The 16952-nt window shown below is 49.1% G+C and carries 13 protein-coding genes; 9 read left to right on the forward strand and 4 right to left on the reverse strand.

Annotation, left to right across the window (positions count from 1 at the left end; genetic code table 11):
• Positions 1-4 precede the first annotated feature (4 nt).
• The gene (locus tag FBF61_RS02725; protein WP_138475626.1) at positions 5-1195 is read left to right on the forward strand and encodes an aromatic ring-hydroxylating oxygenase subunit alpha; all 1191 of its coding nucleotides are present in this window, start codon (positions 5-7) and stop codon (positions 1193-1195) included.
• Here the strand turns inward: FBF61_RS02725 and FBF61_RS02730 are convergent.
• Entirely contained in the window at positions 1184-2299 is a 1116-nt protein-coding gene (locus tag FBF61_RS02730) for a carbohydrate kinase family protein (protein ID WP_138475627.1), read from the reverse strand. The two genes, FBF61_RS02725 and FBF61_RS02730, sit on opposite strands and share 12 nt — an antisense overlap.
• Before the next feature lie 189 nt (positions 2300-2488).
• Between FBF61_RS02730 and FBF61_RS02735 the strand changes: the two genes are divergently transcribed.
• Complete coding sequence (locus FBF61_RS02735; RefSeq protein ID WP_138475628.1) at positions 2489-3376, forward strand: helix-turn-helix domain-containing protein; 888 nt, start codon at positions 2489-2491, stop codon at positions 3374-3376.
• Positions 3377-3424: 48 nt separating this feature from the next.
• On the opposite strand, the gene FBF61_RS02740 is transcribed toward FBF61_RS02735, so the two are convergent.
• Together FBF61_RS02740 and FBF61_RS02745 are read right to left on the reverse strand one after the other, a co-directional pair.
• A complete protein-coding gene (locus FBF61_RS02740) occupies positions 3425-4132 on the reverse strand; it encodes a porin family protein (RefSeq protein WP_138475629.1) in 708 nt (235 codons plus the stop codon).
• 135 nt (positions 4133-4267) lie between these two features.
• Positions 4268-5995, reverse strand: coding sequence for an ABC-F family ATP-binding cassette domain-containing protein (locus tag FBF61_RS02745; protein WP_229214890.1), 1728 nt, complete (start codon positions 5993-5995; stop codon positions 4268-4270).
• A 268-nt stretch (positions 5996-6263) separates the two neighbouring features.
• Here FBF61_RS02745 and FBF61_RS02750 point away from each other — a divergent pair, with 268 nt between their 5' ends.
• The 5 genes from FBF61_RS02750 (at position 6264) to FBF61_RS02770 (ending at position 14273) form a co-directional block, all read left to right on the forward strand.
• Positions 6264-6812, forward strand: coding sequence for an RNA polymerase sigma factor (locus FBF61_RS02750; protein ID WP_138475630.1), 549 nt, complete (start codon positions 6264-6266; stop codon positions 6810-6812).
• A gap of 136 nt (positions 6813-6948) precedes the next feature.
• Positions 6949-7932 carry a FecR family protein gene (locus tag FBF61_RS02755; protein ID WP_138475631.1) on the forward strand — a complete coding sequence of 328 codons (984 nt, stop codon included), beginning with the start codon at positions 6949-6951 and terminating at the stop codon, positions 7930-7932.
• A 91-nt stretch (positions 7933-8023) separates the two neighbouring features.
• On the forward strand, positions 8024-11578 hold the full coding sequence (locus tag FBF61_RS02760) for a SusC/RagA family TonB-linked outer membrane protein (protein WP_138475632.1): 3555 nt from the start codon (positions 8024-8026) through the stop codon (positions 11576-11578).
• Positions 11579-11608: 30 nt separating this feature from the next.
• Positions 11609-13354 carry a RagB/SusD family nutrient uptake outer membrane protein gene (locus FBF61_RS02765; protein ID WP_138475633.1) on the forward strand — a complete coding sequence of 582 codons (1746 nt, stop codon included), beginning with the start codon at positions 11609-11611 and terminating at the stop codon, positions 13352-13354.
• A 25-nt stretch (positions 13355-13379) separates the two neighbouring features.
• Positions 13380-14273, forward strand: a complete 894-nt coding sequence (locus FBF61_RS02770; RefSeq protein ID WP_138475634.1) for a DUF6528 family protein — start codon at positions 13380-13382, stop codon at positions 14271-14273.
• Here the strand turns inward: FBF61_RS02770 and FBF61_RS02775 are convergent.
• Entirely contained in the window at positions 14270-14842 is a 573-nt protein-coding gene (locus FBF61_RS02775; RefSeq protein WP_138475635.1) for an RNA polymerase sigma factor, read from the reverse strand. The genes FBF61_RS02770 and FBF61_RS02775 overlap by 4 nt on opposite strands.
• A gap of 291 nt (positions 14843-15133) precedes the next feature.
• Between FBF61_RS02775 and FBF61_RS02780 the strand changes: the two genes are divergently transcribed.
• Together FBF61_RS02780 and FBF61_RS02785 are read left to right on the forward strand one after the other, a co-directional pair.
• Entirely contained in the window at positions 15134-16198 is a 1065-nt protein-coding gene (locus tag FBF61_RS02780; protein ID WP_138475636.1) for a sensor histidine kinase, read from the forward strand.
• Positions 16199-16213: 15 nt separating this feature from the next.
• Entirely contained in the window at positions 16214-16948 is a 735-nt protein-coding gene (locus tag FBF61_RS02785; protein WP_138476119.1) for a LytR/AlgR family response regulator transcription factor, read from the forward strand.
• Positions 16949-16952: the final 4 nt, after the last annotated feature.

The following is a 16952-nucleotide window of genomic DNA, read 5'->3' on the forward strand; positions in this document are numbered from 1 at the left end:
TACCATGGATACCCAGTCACTGATCGAAAACTATGAATCCGGAAAAAGCCTTCCCCAGGCGTTCTATACCGACGAACGGATTTTTGAAATGGATATGCAGCATATCTGGCAGAAATATTGGCTTTTTGCAGGTGTTACGGCAGATATTCCGAAAATCGGTGATTATTTTACCTATAAAATCAACAAGGATTCCGTCATAATCATCCGGGGCGATGACGGCGAAATCCTGGCACATTATAATACCTGCCGCCACCGCGGATCCCTGATATGCACCAAAGAATCAGGCACTGCGCCCAAGCTGCTGTGCCCCTACCACCAGTGGGTTTATAACAAGGACGGATCGTTGTTCAAAGCCCGGCACATGCCGGATGATTTTGACAAATCCGACTTCGGCCTGCATCCGGTACACCTCAAAGTGGTCGAAGGCCTCATATTCATTTCCCTGGCCGCCAGCCCGCCTGATTTTGAGCCTGTTATTGAGGGTTTTGGTCCTTTTTTGAAACCCTATCAGCTTCACAAAGCCAAAATAGCGGCTAAGAAACGGTATGTGCTGAAAACAAACTGGAAACTGATCACTGAGAATTTCCGGGAATGCTATCATTGCGGAGCCGCACATCCGGAGTATTGCAAAGCTGTGATCGGCGCCAATTTAAAAGAATCGGCTGAGGTTTACCTGCCCGAAAAACAGGCAGACTGGTCGGCGAAAGGACTGGAAGTAAAAGGCATCGATTTTGTGGACGACTCGTTTCACTTCGCAGTAAGGTATCCGCTCAGGCCGCATTTTGAAAGTTACAGCCTCGACGGAAAATCTGTGTCGGTACCGATGGGCGAACACCGGGATTATGACGCCGGCGTGCTCGGCCTGGTATGTTATCCCAATTTCTGGATCGATGCCGTGAGCGACTATGTATGGACGATGCGGATCACGCCCATCAGTGCATCGCGCTGCTATGTGGACCTTTCCTGGCTGGTGGATGCCAATGCTGTGGAAGGTAAGGATTATGAGGTCGACCGGCTTGTGGAGTTCTGGAAAGTGACCGGGGAACAGGATTGGGAATTGTGCGAGAATAATTTTGCCGGAATAGAGTCGTCGCATTACCAGCCGGGACCGTATGCGCCTTCCGAACTGGATGTTGTGAAATTCGTGGACTGGTACATCGACCGCCTCAGAGAAGGAACGCGCTCAGTAATGTAGTACCTGCGCCAGATGCGGGCTCTCGGCATGCGTGATGTAATGTCTCGTGATCGAGTGCCCCATTTCCAGAGCCTCGCCGGTGTTCATTTCAAGAAGGAGAGCGGCACAGAAACCCGTATTGAAATTGTCACCCGCTCCGGTAAGCAGCCTGGGGTTGGTGAGTTTCTGGGTCGTTCTCTGCGAAACACCGTCCACATCGCAGCAGCAGGCTTCCGTGGAATGGTGTACCAAAACCTTATGAAGGCCTACCGCATTGAAGCCGATCGCATCAAAAATGGCCTTCGCCGTATCGGCTATTCCCGGCACTTTTTTTCCATTTTGCATCAACGCATTGTAGATCAACGCCGATTCATTCATATTCAAACTCAATACCACCTCCCAGTGTTTTGAAAAGCGGTGCAGCAATTCCAATGCCTCCATCAGTTGCGCGTGTGTCTTTTTGGAACAATCCGACAGATCGAAGAGTCCCATAGGTTTTGAAACGTTGCCCGTAGTAAAAGGCAATACATCGTCCAAAAGCCCCCGCCACACTCCCGTGGAATGTGCCAGCTCACTCCAGTTGAGCAGCCCGATCAGGTCTTTTTCGGAAAAAATCGTCCGGAGCTGGCTGATACCGATCGTTTCCCGGATATACGGCCAGTCCGCATTGTTGATTTGCGTCGACTCCGCCATCATCATTTTGCTGTTCCTGAATTCAACGGCAGTGCTCATGCCCGGTTCGGCATAGCTGTACAAGGTGCAGTTGGCCGACATTTGCTGAAAAATATGATGGATATCCGGCAGTCCGAGCGCGCCTACACAATCCACTTTGCAGCCCAGCCGCGCAAACGCATTCGCCGTGATGGGCATGTTGCCGCCGACTTTGAAAAGCTCCTGTTCCAGTTCCAGGGAAAAGTTTTTGTCAGCCTTTTCAATGATGTACCCGCCAAATTCGGCGCTGTCCTCAAAGTACACCTGCGACCCATCTTCACGTTTTGATTTTACAATCCTGACGATAGAGTCAATGTAGCCGTCAAATCCCAGCGCTATTTTTTTAGCGCTTAGTTTTTCGGACAAAAGGGCGATCCGGCTGTCCCCTTTTTCGGTTGAATTCAAGACTAACATTCAGGTGCTTTTAAAAGAATTTATTGATTCCTACCATGTTGTCAAGGTAAAGGTTAATATGCGCACACCGCTACGCCTTTTTATCTATGTCCTATGGAATTTTATCAAATTAAGTATAAGAAGGGAAAAATGGTCGTTAATATGACTTTAAATATGTATTATAGCTCAAATAAATATGACTAATCCGCTATGAACACCCTATTCGCAGGCCATTCCTCAGACCACGCAATACCGGAATGCGGGACTGTCCGCTGCTTGGATGCCGCCGATCCTGCCAGCCGCGCCAACCATTCACATCCTCAGATCGAGCTGGTGTGTATATTGTCGGGAAGTACATCCGTTCTGATCGGCAGTCACGTCCAGCAGGGCGTAGCAGGCGATGTGTTTCTCATCGGAAGTCACCTGGTACATGCCATTCATCCCTTGCCCGGCCAGGACGACGGCGTGATGATCGTCCATTTTACAGAGCAATTTTTTATGGATCTGATCACCCTGCTGAGGGATTTCCAGCCGATGGGGAATTTCATGGGACATTGCATGCAGGGTATGCTCTGGAGGGGGCAAATGCAGGGAATGATCCCGGCGATCATGAAGCTGAGAGAAACCAGCGGAATGAATACGATCATCAGATCGGTAGAGATCCTGTCGGCCCTGGCAATGCAGGAGCAGTGCCAGGTGCTCAATCAGACGCGTTCCGGCCCCGCCCTGGCGGATGACCGGGCCGAGGATAAGATCAAAAAGGTTTTTGATTACACCCAGGAACATTACCGTGAAGCGATCACACTTTCACAGATTGCGTCCGTGGTCAATTTTACAGTAACCTCCTTTTGCCGGTATTTTAAAAAATGGACCGGCAAAAATTACTATCACTATCTCAATGAAGTCAGGATCGACAAGGCCTGTACCCTGCTCATGGCCGACGGTTCCAAAAGCATAGAGGAGGTCTGCTACATCACCGGATACAGCAGTCCCTCCACTTTTTACAAACATTTTAAGAAAATACTAAATATGACCCCGAAGGAATATCAGGACAAAGCCAGGACAGGGGTAACTAAAGATGTTTTTTCATGTACATAATCATGTGCGCCCAGCATTTTTTGAAAGACTTACCATGCGCACAAAAGGCTACCGCCTGCCGACTGGCACCAGCACACCCACCGAAACCGAGCCTGCGCGGTTGTAGACTTTCACGTCGTCTGAGCCAGTCTGTTTGAACAGGTTCAGCAGTCCGAAATGATAGCGGGCCTCGGCAAAAATCCTGAGGTTGCCAACCGGATAGGCAACACCTGCACCACCGACAAGCCCGAAATCAAACTTACGGGGACCGTCATCTCCGCTAAGGACTTCCTCGGCTGTATTTTCTTCAACCAAATTGCCGTTGATGTACACTTTACTGCCTCCTTTAAGCACTTGCGGCTTAGCAAGCACCCTTACTTCCGGGCCTAGCGAAACGATTCCTTCCAGTTTTCCCAGAGACGGGCGATACTGGGCCAGAACAGGCATTTCGATGTAATTCAGGATGGTTTTCCCTTTAAGTTCGTACCGGTAGGTTTGGGTGTTGTCGTTGAGCGTGGTCGTATTTTCTAATTTGGCGCCCCGCTGAGAAAACCCGGGTTCCGCCTGAATGCTGAAAGAAGGGCTGATCTGATAGTTGAACAACACGGCAACATTGGGCGCGACACGCGTTTTAAAAACGGCACCATCTGCATTCTCCATGGCAAGCGTCGAAAGGTTTGCCCCGGCACGCAGCCCGACGTGCATCTGGGCAGAGGAAGTAGAAGCTGCAAACATGGAAAATAAAAAAGCTGCCGATAGTAAAGTGGTTTTTTTCATGGCATTTGTTGCGGAAAATTGAGTTAAGGGTGATTAAAAAGAACAACACATATGTGATCAACGTACTGTCTCATTAATTTATTTTTGGTTACATATTTATTAAAACAGCCTTTGACCATGAGGTTTCCCGGTGTTTTAGTCGAGGAAAATCGTCTTATCCGTGTTGATTTCAGTGATAAAAAAAGCATCATGTGAGATGACAAGAACAGCGCCATCAAAATATTTAACAGCCTCTGTGAGAACATTTTGACTGTGCGCATCCAGGTTATTGGTAGGCTCGTCCAGGATCAGCAGATCGGGCATATTGTTGCTGGCCGAGATACAGCACAGGGCAAGTTTCATCTTTTCGCCTCCGCTAAGCCCGGCGCCTTTCCTGTTCCAGACCTCACGCGGAAACTGATGGTAATGCAGCAAAGTTTTCAAGGCCGATTCCGGCAAATGCCGCACATTGAACCACTGCAACTGCTCGAAAACGGAAAGTGCATTGTCAATCAGGGCGTACTCCTGGTCGATGTAAATGTGACGAAAATCACCGAGGTACAGCTCCCCGGCCGTCGGTTTCAGCACACCTGTGAGCAGATTGACCAGCGTGGTTTTCCCGGAACCATTTTTCCCTTCGATCCGGATCCGGTCGCCGGAGCGGATCTGAAAACTCAGCGGAAAATGCCAGAGCTTAATTTCCTCATAGCTAAAATTAATATCCTTTGCCTCGACGAGGATCTTCCCTTTATGCAGCCCGGATTTCCGCAAGTCAATTTTCAAAACCTGATAATCCTGTATCTGCGTTCTGATCTGCTGCAGGTTTTCGGCCAGATCGTCAATCCTTTCGCCGTGAACGTCCATGATCCTGGCGGTACTTTGTTCTGCCTGGGTTTTGCGGCCGCCTGCGATGATCCGCGGCAATGATTGTTTCTGGCCCTGCGTTTTCCCCCTCGCCTCTTTTTTCTGTCGTTGTTCGGCCACTTCCCTGGCCTTTTCCCTGGCGAGTTTCAGCGCCTTTTCATTTTCATCGAGGCGCGATTGTAAGGCTTGCAGCTTGCCTTCTTTTTGTGAAATATAAAAATCATAATTTCCTCCAAACACCTCGATACCGGTTTTGCCCAGTTCCAAAATGGTGTCCAGCTGGTTTAACAAAGTCCGGTCGTGGCTCACCACCATGAGGGTCCCTGCATATTTTCTGATCCAGACATATAACATTTCCCGGCTGCCCGCATCGAGGTGATTAGATGGTTCGTCGAGAAGGACAACGTCCGGGGAATGTATAGCTATTCCCGCCAGAAACACTTTGGTTTTCTCGCCCCCGCTCAGCGATTGCATCGTTTGGAAAAAATCCAGGTGCTGCAAATCCCAGGCCGATAATGCCGCGGCAACCCGCTCTTCAATGTCCCAGTCGTCGGCGAGGATTGTGAAATGTCCGGGCGTGACCTCGCCGGCAAGAATGGCGTGCAAAGCGTCCAGCTTTTGATCAACAGCCAGTACCTGCGCAACAGAAACATGATCGTACTGGCCCAGATGCTGCGGAACATACCATGTCTGCCCGGAAAGCACAGCCTCCCGCTGCGACGGCGCAAGATCACCGGCAATGATCCGCAGCAAAGTGGATTTACCGGTGCCGTTGTTTCCCACCAGGGCAGCTTTTTGGCCTTTTGCAAGGGAGAGATTTATGTTTTGAAAGAGAACTTCCCGGTCGGGATGTATGTAGGATAATGTATGCACTGAAATGCCCATCATTGAGATCATTAGGTTGTAAAAACGAACAGAAAATGACAACGCGCGGAGCCAGACAAGCCGGATAGCCGATGCCAGCTGCACGGTTGCGTGCGCAATAAAAATTGCCTTGTACGGGAATGGATTACATGGCATCCGGGTATGGATGAATTACTACAACTTGGTGGGCGGAGAGCCCGGAAGAGTTACCCAGATCTTACATGGAGAATTTCGGTTCGTTTTTAACGCTGCAAATATAAGTCCGGCCTGGTTTAGTTTCCAAAACAGCGCAGGAGATTTCCCTTGCGAAGCATTGTTAATATTTAATTAACAATGATAAAAGTGTAAGGTAGATGCTTTAACCTAATTTTAGGGCCGGAATGAAAAAAGGAAGACTTCTTGTCATTCATTTTAGCATCGGCTTATGAAAAAACTCGCCTTACTATCGGATCAGGATCTGTTCGAGAAGGTAAAAGCAGGAGACAAAACGGCGTTTGAAGCGCTTTTTTTAAGGTATCATTCAAGGTTGCTGCATTTTTTAAGGATTCTTCAGGCGGACCAGGTTACTGCTGAGGATATCCTGCAGGAGCTTTTTGTAGATATATGGCTCAAAAGAGAGGAAATCATGGTTCATTCGTCCGTTAAAGCCTATCTCTATACAGCTGCAAAAAACAGGTTTTTCAGCGCTCTGAAAACCATAAAAAGCTCTCCCATAGAAGAGTACCCCCTGCTGGTCTCGCATACTTTCCCCAATCCCGAAGAACAGCTGATCTGCGACGAAATAGCCACAGGTTTTGACCGCCAGGTCGCTGCCCTGCCCATGCAGGCGCGGCAGGCTTTTCAATTACAACTGAATGGCAAAAAACAAAAGGAAATTGCGCAGGATATGGGCATTTCTGAGAACACGGTAGAAAAACACATCGGCAGCGCCCGCAAAAAACTGCGACAGGCATTCGCTATCTACCTGGGATAAAGCCCCGTACCCAACCGCTAGCCGGTTGAGGTTGCAGCTCGCTGCCAGCCAATTGCAAAAAAATTTAAAAAATCTCAACACCCACTGGCGGAAACCTCCGTTTTTTCTGTCTTAACCCTGAATTTGAATTACTGTAATGAAGCAAAGCAAATTTATTGATCTTGTTTTATCATGCCTGACTGGTACGGCCAGCGACGAGGAACGCCGGATGCTGGACAAGCTGATCGCTGAGGATTTTTCCAAAAAAATGTTGTTTGAAGACCTCAGAGCAAACTGGATCAATGAAGAACAGGATACGCCGGCAGCATTGGCAGCATGGAAAAAAATGGAACCGTCCCTGGCGCCCGTCCCTGGTGCGGAGTCTGGCAAACGCATCTGGCTTCATACGGGAAACTGGTATGCAACAGCGGCTGCCGTGCTGTTTTGCTTAGGTTGCTGGTGGATTTTTTCAAAAAAACCCCAACCGGCCCGTCATGCTCAAAAAATCACACAAATTGCTGCTGAACAAACAGTTAAGGACTCGATATGGCTGCCGGACGGAAGCCTCGTGCGCCTGAACAAAGGCAGCAGCATCCACTACCAGGGTGCGCTGAACGGCAAGACAAGGGAAGTGAACCTGAAAGGCGAAGGCTTTTTCCAGGTGGCCAAAAATGCCGGAAAGCCATTTATAATCCATGCCGGGAAAGGGCAGATCAAAGTACTCGGGACGGCTTTTAATGTGAAGGAAAACGATAAGGATACGACGCTGACGGTTGCAGTGCTCGAAGGGCTTGTGTCTCTGAGCAGCAAGGGACGTAGCAAAAGTACGCTCTTAAAAGCGGGTAGCGTGGGTGTACTGTCGTCGGGGCTGGTACTGGTAACCCATACAAAAACAGCCAATTACCTGAGCTGGTACAACAACCGGCTCATTTTCGACAACCTTTCGCTGCAAGAGGTCAGCAAGCAGCTGGAACATTTGTACGGGGTCAATATTATCATCAAAACCAAAGAACTCAATTCGCTTGCATTAACGGCCAATATCAACCACGGCGCGATCACGGATGTGATTTCCAAGATTACGTACTCTCTGGATGTGCACTACCGGGTCCGCGACAAAGGGGTCATAGAATTGTACAGATAACCAAACAACAATGACGTATATACAAATTCGTTCAGTGACCCGGTCGCTGAAAGGATAGCCTTTTGTCTTTTATTTTACCAAAAAACGAACTATGAAGAACAATTCCTTGAAAAGGTTTTGCTTGTGGGGTATTATGCTCTTATCCCACTGTCTGACCACCGTTTTTCCGCATGGAAATGTGCAGGCGCAAATCGTCTCGAAAAAGAAAGACTTGTACCAGGCGGGCTCCACGGCCACCCCGAATTTACGTCAGAAGCCCGTCAGTGTAAACCTGAAACAGGTGACCATCGCCGAAGCGCTGCGCGAAATTTCCAGGATCAGCAAAGCAGGATTACTGGTAAACCCGGATATCCTGCCCAAAAACCCTGTCAATGTTTCCGTCAAAAATATACCGCTGGAAGAAGCATTGCAGCAACTGCTCGGTGAGACCGGCCTGGAAGGTACTGTTACAAATGAGGGTGATATTATTGTCAAAAAACGCACCGCCCGGAAGGAGGAGCCTGTCAGCAGAACGATCCGCGGGAATGTTACCGACAGTATTTCCAGGGAGCCGCTGCCGGGCGTGAATGTAATATGGGCAGGAACCAATACCGGTACCTCCACAGATGCGCAGGGCAATTATTCCCTGGAAATAGACGAATCTGAAAACGTCCGCCTTGTGTTTTCTTATGTCGGTTTTATCAGCAGGGAAGTATCTGTGAACGGAAGCCGGACGGTAATCGATGTACTTCTGGCCCCCTCCGATCAGTCGCTGAGCGAAGTGGTGGTGGTAGGTTACGGCACGCAGAAAAAGGTGAACCTCACCGGGGCGGTAGACCATATCAGCAACAAACAGCTGACAGCTCTGCAGGTGAATACCGTCGGGGCTGCATTGCAGGGGCAAATTCCGGGCGTGTTTGTGGACATTGCCGATGGGAAACCGGGCAGGGCCGCGTCATTCAACATCAGGGGAAACACTTCCATTAACAAAGGAGGCCCGCTGATCGTCATCGACGGTGTGCCCCAGTCGGGTAATGATCTGAACAACATGTCGCCGTATGATATTGAGGACATTTCCATTTTAAAAGACGCTGCCTCCACGGCGATCTATGGCGCGAGGGCATCCTTCGGGGTAATTCTTGTGACGACCAAAAGAGGCAAAAAAGGCAAGCTAGATGTGCAGTACAATAATTATTTCGGTTTTAGCAAAGCGACCATCGTGCCGGAAGTGTACGATAACCCGGTTGATTATATTTCGATCAATGAAAATGAATTTAACGGTAACATCGGGCAGACTTACTTTACCGATGCCCAGGTGGAATATCCATACCAGGTAGCCAAAGACCCTTCCCTGCCCCATGCCAAAGTGGAAATGATCGGCGGGCGCTCAAACTTGTTGCTTGGAGGGGAAGTACACAATTATTACAAAGAATGGCTGCGCAAATACACGCCCAAACAAAACCACCGTATCAGCCTCAGCGGCGGGGATGACAAGTTCTCTTACTACCTGGCGGGCGACTACAATGTGGAGGAAGGGGCTATTAAATTCAAGCCGGAAAATATCAAAAGGTATACCCTGCGTTCCAACCTGACCTACAAGCTGAACAAGAATATTTCGCTTTTCAACAACACCACATTTGTGAAACGTGATGAGGACCAGCCGAACCAGTTCCTCTACGCATTTACCTCCAACGTGTACCGGTTTATCGAGAATTCGCATCCGATGATGCCCGAATATGTGGATATTGATGGCAGGCGCGTACCTACGGACATCGGTTTCTACCGTGAATTTCTTGAGAAAAAATCAGGGCTGAAAAGTGGTATACATGACGTAAAAACCACATTGGGAACGGATATTTCTTTTTTCAATAACGACCTGAAAATCCACCTGGACGGAACCTACCAGTTTGGCAACACCAATAATTTACGCTGGTGGGACAACAAGGGGCCTTACCTTTCCAATTCATTCAACAACCGGAACATTGTACTCGATGCCTATTCGGATGCCGGCCCCCCCAAAATTTACAGAAGCATGTCACGGACGATAACGGGGAACATCAATGCCTACACGAGCTATTCCAAAAACATAGGCAAACATGAGGCTACGGTACTCGCCGGGTACAACCAGGAAAGCTACGACTACCTTTACTCCTACGCCGAGCACCAGAACCCGCTCGAAGTGATCCAGAAATCACTCAACCTCGCCACCGGAGCTTCCAGCGTGAGCGACGACGACAGCCGTAACGCTTCCAGAAGTGTGTTTTCCAGACTGATGTACAATTACGACGGAAAGTACCTTTTTGAAATGAACGGAAGCTATTTCCTTTCATCCAAGTTTGCCCGTGAAAACCGGGGACATACCTTCCTGGCAGGATCGGCAGCATGGAGAATATCGGAGGAATCCTTTTTCGCACCGGCCAAAGATGTAGTAAACAACCTGAAAATCAGGCTGTCTTACGGATCGATCGGCAACTCCAACATTGGGTCCTACGATTACATTCCCATTATGAACGTGTCCCAGTCGGACTTCACCCTCGAAGGCACCCGGGTGAACTATACCCAGAACCCCGCTCCCAAATCCCCGAATTTTACGTGGGAAACGGTGGAGACTGCCAACATCGGTCTGGATTTCGGTTTTCTTAAAAACCGTCTGAACGGTACGCTGGATATTTACCAGCGTAATACCAAAGATATGCTGGCCAACTTCCGGTCGCTGCCGTCGGTTTTCGGGGCTGCGGTTCCGAAAGAAAACATTGCTGCCATGCGTAACCGAGGCTGGGAGCTGAACCTGAACTGGTCCGACCAGTTTGCACTTGCAAAAAGCGAGTTCAGCTATGGCGCTAGATTCAACCTTTCAGATTACACTTCTGTGATCACCGACTACTACAATCCCACCAGTTATCTGGTCGATTATTACAAAGGCCAGCGGCTGGATGAAATATGGGGGCTCAATACCCTGGGCTATTTTGCGACCGACGACGAAGCAAAAAATGGTGCGCTGCTCAATACCAGCGGTTACAAAGCTTATGCAGCGGCAGGGACGATCAAGTTTGAAGATGTGAACAAGGACGGCGTGATCAGCTTTGGTGACAGGACGCTCAGCAATCCGGGAGATTACAAAATCATCGGTAACAGCACGCCAAGATACCAGTACGGCCTCACGCTGAACATGGGCTGGAAGGGTTTTGACTTCAACTCCTTTTTCAGGGGAGTAGGCAAACGCGATATTTATCCGGGCTCGGAGGCGGTTAATTTCTGGGGACCTTATAACCGTAAATACCAGGTGATGCTGAAACATACCGTGGAAAACCGCTGGACTCCTGAAAACCTGGATGCATACTTTCCGCGCCCGCAGGGTTACCTGGCGCTGGCCTCGAATGATCTGGGCCAGGCCCAGACAAAATACTTACAGAATGCCGCATTTTTCCGTCTGAAAAGCCTTACGCTGGGCTATACCATTCCTAAAACGCTGATGCAGAAAGTCAGGGTTTCCAACCTGAGGGTATACGTGACCGGGCAAAATCTGTGGGAGAAAACGAAGCTGCATTTCAGCCTTGATCCCGAGGGACTCAGCAAAGACCCCGACGCGAACCAGGGTAATGTGGGGCTTGGTACTGCCTACCCAGTTCAGCGGGTGTATGCATTCGGACTGGAACTTCATTTCTAATTCCGGCAAAAAAATTTAATTAAAAAGACTATGAAAAAAATACTCGCAATACTGGCTGTAGCATTCACCGCCATTTCGTGTAACAATGATTTTCTTGAACTGAGACCTGAAACCCAGCTGGGCGAATCCGAATCGTTCTGGACCAGCGAGAGCAGCCTCAAGACATTTTCAGACGGTTTTTACAATTATGTCGACAGAAGCCTGGTTACAGGGGATTTTACAAGCGATAACTGCGAACACATTGGCAATCCGCCCGAGATCAGAAGAGGCGTGTATGCGCTACCTACGGCCCTCGGCAACGGAGGATGGAACTGGACGCAACTCCGGAACATCAATTATTTTATCAATAACATCGAAAAAGCAGAGCTTGCCGATGCCTCCCGGAACGAATATGTGGCGCTCGCCAAGTTTTTCAGGGCGTGGTTTTATTACAATAAGGTAAGCCAGTTCGGTGATGTGCCCTGGTACTCCAAAGTACTCAGCACCAATGATGAAGAGCTCATTTTCAAGGCCCGGGATCCACGGGCGACGGTGATGGACTCGGTACTGAACGACCTTAACTTTGCGGTTCAGTACCTGCCTGCGGTCAAATATAAAAACAGGATATCCAAATGGACGGCCCTTGCGCTCAAATCACGGATATGCCTTTATGAAGGCACTTACCGTAAATACCATACGGAGCTGAACCTGCCGCAAGCCGATAAATTCCTGACCGAAGCGGCCAATGCAGGCGAACAGCTGATCAGCTCCAATACTTACAAACTGTACACAACCGGCAGCCCGAATACCGATTATTTTCAATTGTTTCAGCCCAAAAACACTTACACCGACGAGGTGATCCTGGCGCGGTCGTCCGATACCCAGACCTTTTACTACACCCCTTTGTTTACCTCAACTTCAAACGGCAACTACGGTGCTACCCGCTCGCTGATCTCGTCTTATCTGATGAAAGACGGCAAGACATTCCAGCAGGCGTACCCGAGCCAGGCCCAGCGGGATACGATGTCGTATTTTGCGGAATTTAAAGACAGGGATCCGCGGCTGGTGCAGTCGCTGGTGTACCCGGGATATGTGAGAGTGGGAACTACCAGCAAATCTGTCAGCGATTTTGCTCAAAATACAACTGGCTATATGATCCACAAGGCCGTTGGCCCGCCGAGCGAGGACCAGGGCGGCGGGTACCGCGACGTGATCATTATCCGGTATGCCGAAGTGTTGCTGAATTTTGCGGAAGCCAAAGCCGAATTGGGAACACTGACCCAGGCGGATATCGACAAATCCCTGAACGTGGTCAGAAACCGTGTAGGCATTGCGCCGCTCAAACTGCCGGTAGCAGCTGACCCTTTCCAGGCTGCGCTCTACGAACACCAGTCTGACCCGTTAACGCTGGAAGTGAGACGGGAAAGAAGGAGCGAGCTGGCATTCGAAGGATTTCGTACGCTGGATCTGAAAAGATGGAACGAAGGGCAGCTTTTCAGGGCTAAATACGAGGGGATTTACATTACTGGTCTTCACAAATACATTGACCTCGATCAGGACGGGAAACCGGATTTGTATGTTTTGAAAAACAATGAAACACCTCCGGCAAACCAGATCAGCGGCGTTCAATATTACAGGCTGAACACCGTGGCGGGACTGAGCGAAGGCGAAAAAGGCCGGTTGCTACCGTATAACCGGGCATTGCCTGCCTTTAATACCTGGGAATACGTAAGCCCGATCCCAAGCGAAGAGCTGACGATCAACCCGGAACTTCAACAAAATCCAGGCTGGAAGTAAATTTCCTGCGAAAATTTATCAAAACATGAAAAGATCATTTCCGGCCAAAGCCATATTATTGATTGGTAGTCTGCTTGCACCCGTTTTTACGGGCCTGGCCCAGACCATTCCCGCCAAAGCATTCCTCGTTTGCGGCGACAGCAAAGTGCTGATCGTGGATTACAACAAATCGCGTGACAGCATCCCGGCGGTAATCTGGGCCTGGGATGCAAAGGAAGCGATGGACCTCCCGGAAAACGTCCGGAACACGAAGTTCAGAACGATGGATGATTGCAAGGCTATTGAAAACGGTAAAAAAGTGCTGGTATCCTCGTCATCCGGCGCCGTTGCTATCATTGATATAGCTACCAAAAAAGTCGGGTTTTATGCAGAAGTCCCCAACGCACATTCCATCGCTCTCCTGCCCGGCAACAAACTGGCAGCAGCGGCTTCTACCCACAAAGAAGGGAACAAGATCATGCTTTTTGATATGACAAAAGGCAGCAAGCCGGTTTTTACCGATACCCTGTATTCTGCCCACGGGGCTGTTTGGGACGGAACACGGAACAAGCTTTATACGCTAGGATACGATGTGTTGCGTGAATATAAGGTCGCCGGCGACAAGCTCGAACTGGCCCAAAAATGGAAGATACCCGGTATAGGCGGACATGAGCTTTCCATGCTGCCGGATAACAACCGGCTATTTGTGACCGAGCACCACGGAGCCTGGGTTTTTGACATCAAAACCGGGAAATTTGAGAAAATAAAGGGTTTTCCCGATCAGGAAAACATCAAAAGCCTGGGGCTGGACAAAACGTCCCAGTATATTTACACAGTGCCCGAAGAAAGCTGGTGGACTTTTCACGTCAACTTCCTGAACCCCACCCGAAATTTCGCCTTCCCGGATCTGCATGTGTACAAGGCAAGGTGGTTTTACTAAAAATTCATAGCCCACTCTTCCTTCAGATAAGGAAACTCTTCACTGATGAGGGTTTTGAGCTGGGCTCTGGCGCGGGCGTATTGCGACCGAACGGTGGCTTCGTTGACTTCCAGCATTTCGGCGATTTCCCGGTGGTTGTAGCCATCCACGGCATGCATCAGGAACACATCCCGGTAAAGCGGTTTGAGCTGTCGGATGATATCGAGAATTTCCCCGGCGGTGATCTCGCCGATAACATCCTCGTCCAGGCTCAGATAAGGAGCGTCTTCCAGATCAACCCTGTCCCGGTTGTGTTTTTTATATTTCCGGTTGTAGCTGATCGCCGTATTGATCATGATCGTCCGGAGCCACGCCCGGAACGGATAAGCCTCGTCGTAATTTTTCAGGTTATTGAATACTTTCAGGAAACCTTCGTTCAGTACCTCCTCCGCTTCCTCAGCGAAGGAGGTATACCGCAGGCAGATGCTTTTGGCATAACCAAAGTACTTCTTGAAAAGCAGCCGCTGCGCCTGCCTGTCGCCTGCCATACATCCGACAATAAGCGTATCTGTGTCTTGTATATTACTCATATCTCAGGGTTTCTGCGGGATCGAGTGTATGATGTTTTATCCTTTTTATCCGATACAAATTGAATGATAATGACTTTTAAAAGAAAACCGGCCGGATACAGAGAGGGTAAATCCGGATAGAAAGCCAATTTTTCACGATAAATCCGTCACAAAGTCACCGAAGGAAATTAGCGCACGGACAACGGACTCGCCCGGCAAAATTTCCACCTCCGACCGGATAAAACGGGTGTACGTCGACACGCCTTTGATGTTTGTCGGACATACCTTAATGTTGCACCCAAATTGTATCCGATGAAGCAGGAAAAATCGAAAAGCGGTGTGATGTTTGCGGTGCACCTTTTGGCCTGGACGCTGCTGGGGTTTGTGCTGATGTTTTACCAGCCGCTGTCGTGGGGAATGAGCCTGCCGGTTTCATTCTGGCTGAAACAATGTCTCAACTTCGGAATCCTGGCAGGTCTGTTTTATTGCAATGCGCTGTATGTTGTCCCCAATTTCCTGCTCAAAAACAAGGTCTTTGTATTTATTCTCTGGATCGTCGGATCGGTAGCTTTGCTACTGGTAATCAGTAAGTTTGTTGATCACCAGCTTCATGTCCGTACCCACATGGAGATGGTCATGCCGCGGCACGGCCCGCGACCCAGGCCGCACGGTCACATTGATGGGATACTGCTGATGACGGCCCTGCTCGTTCTGGGTGTAAGCACTACCCTTACAGTCATCCAGCGGTGGCAGACCGATGCCCGACTCCGCGATGCCGTTGAAAAACAGAATATTACATCCGAACTTGCCCTGCTCAAAGCGCAGATCAATCCGCACTTTTTTTTCAATACGCTCAATAATATTTATGCGCTTTCCTACACCGACGTACCGGTTTCCAGGGATGCGATCCTGAAACTTTCCCGTATGATGCGGTACCTGCTGTACGAAACGCAGCAGGATACGTCCTTGCTAAGCCAGGAAATTTCTTTTGTAAAAGACTATATTGAGCTGATGAAGCTGCGTTTGCAGAACAGTTCCAATGTTTTTTTCCGGGAGCCGCAAACAGAAAGGGAATATTCCATTGCACCCATGCTCCTTTTGCCTTTTATTGAAAATGCATTTAAACACGGCATGGACGCATCACAAACAGCCGAAATCCGGATAGAACTTCAGGTGCAGAACAGTGTGCTGACGCTAAAAACTTTCAACCGGATTTTTCAGGATAAAAACAACACGGGCATGGATAGCGGCGGCATAGGACTGACCAATACACAAAGAAGACTGAATCTACTGTACCCAGAGCAGCACAAGCTGGTCAGCACAGAAAACAAGACAGAAAATACATATGAGGTTATGCTTTCTATTAACTTGTCGTAACATTCAGACCAGATGATGAAGTTAAACTGTATCACCGTTGACGACGAGCCGCTCGCGCTGGGGCTGGTAAGTTCTTTTGTCGAACAAACCCCGTTTCTGCGTCTGCATGGCAAGTATATCAATGCGATCGACGCTCTCAAAGTGATCAATACCGAGGATGTCCACCTGGTTTTTCTGGATATACAAATGCCTGAGCTGAATGGTATGGAACTGGCCAAAGTGCTGAACCAGTCGCATTCCGGTACGCAGCCCAGGATTGTATTTACTACCGCCTACAATCATTTTGCGATCGAAGGCTACAAAGTCGATGCGCTCGGATACTTGCTGAAACCTTTCGGGTATGAGGAATTCCTGAGCACGGCCATCAAAGCAAAAAACTATTTTGAACTGATCCGCAACAGCACTCCCGGCCCGGATGTGGAGGTCAAAGACAATTTCCTTTTTGTGAAGTCGGATTACAAGCTGGTACGGATCGATTTTGATTCCATACTGTTTGTCGAATCATTAAAGGATTATGTCAAAATACACCTTTCGGGCCAATCCAAGCCGGTGGTTTCCCTCAGCAGTCTCAAAGCCATAGAAGAAAAACTCCCGCCCCACAAATTCCTCCGCATACACCGTTCCTTCGTGGTAGCGATCAGCAAAGTGGATTCTATCAGTAAAAACGCCGTACACATCGGAAACACTGATATTTCTGTCGGCGACCTTTACAAGGATGCTTTCAGGGAACTGATTTCCCGCTGGCAATAGGGCC

The organism is Dyadobacter bucti (genome assembly GCF_005869225.1).
Taxonomy (GTDB): domain Bacteria; phylum Bacteroidota; class Bacteroidia; order Cytophagales; family Spirosomataceae; genus Dyadobacter; species Dyadobacter bucti.

Coding starts and splice junctions, on each gene's coding strand:
- FBF61_RS02725 (WP_138475626.1), top strand. CDS start 5: ATGGATACCCAGTCACTGATCGAAAACTATGAATCCGGAAAAAGCCTT.
- FBF61_RS02730 (WP_138475627.1), bottom strand. CDS start 2,299: ATGTTAGTCTTGAATTCAACCGAAAAAGGGGACAGCCGGATCGCCCTT.
- FBF61_RS02735 (WP_138475628.1), top strand. CDS start 2,489: ATGAACACCCTATTCGCAGGCCATTCCTCAGACCACGCAATACCGGAA.
- FBF61_RS02740 (WP_138475629.1), bottom strand. CDS start 4,132: ATGAAAAAAACCACTTTACTATCGGCAGCTTTTTTATTTTCCATGTTT.
- FBF61_RS02745 (WP_229214890.1), bottom strand. CDS start 5,995: ATGCCATGTAATCCATTCCCGTACAAGGCAATTTTTATTGCGCACGCA.
- FBF61_RS02750 (WP_138475630.1), top strand. CDS start 6,264: ATGAAAAAACTCGCCTTACTATCGGATCAGGATCTGTTCGAGAAGGTA.
- FBF61_RS02755 (WP_138475631.1), top strand. CDS start 6,949: ATGAAGCAAAGCAAATTTATTGATCTTGTTTTATCATGCCTGACTGGT.
- FBF61_RS02760 (WP_138475632.1), top strand. CDS start 8,024: ATGAAGAACAATTCCTTGAAAAGGTTTTGCTTGTGGGGTATTATGCTC.
- FBF61_RS02765 (WP_138475633.1), top strand. CDS start 11,609: ATGAAAAAAATACTCGCAATACTGGCTGTAGCATTCACCGCCATTTCG.
- FBF61_RS02770 (WP_138475634.1), top strand. CDS start 13,380: ATGAAAAGATCATTTCCGGCCAAAGCCATATTATTGATTGGTAGTCTG.
- FBF61_RS02775 (WP_138475635.1), bottom strand. CDS start 14,842: ATGAGTAATATACAAGACACAGATACGCTTATTGTCGGATGTATGGCA.
- FBF61_RS02780 (WP_138475636.1), top strand. CDS start 15,134: ATGAAGCAGGAAAAATCGAAAAGCGGTGTGATGTTTGCGGTGCACCTT.
- FBF61_RS02785 (WP_138476119.1), top strand. CDS start 16,214: ATGAAGTTAAACTGTATCACCGTTGACGACGAGCCGCTCGCGCTGGGG.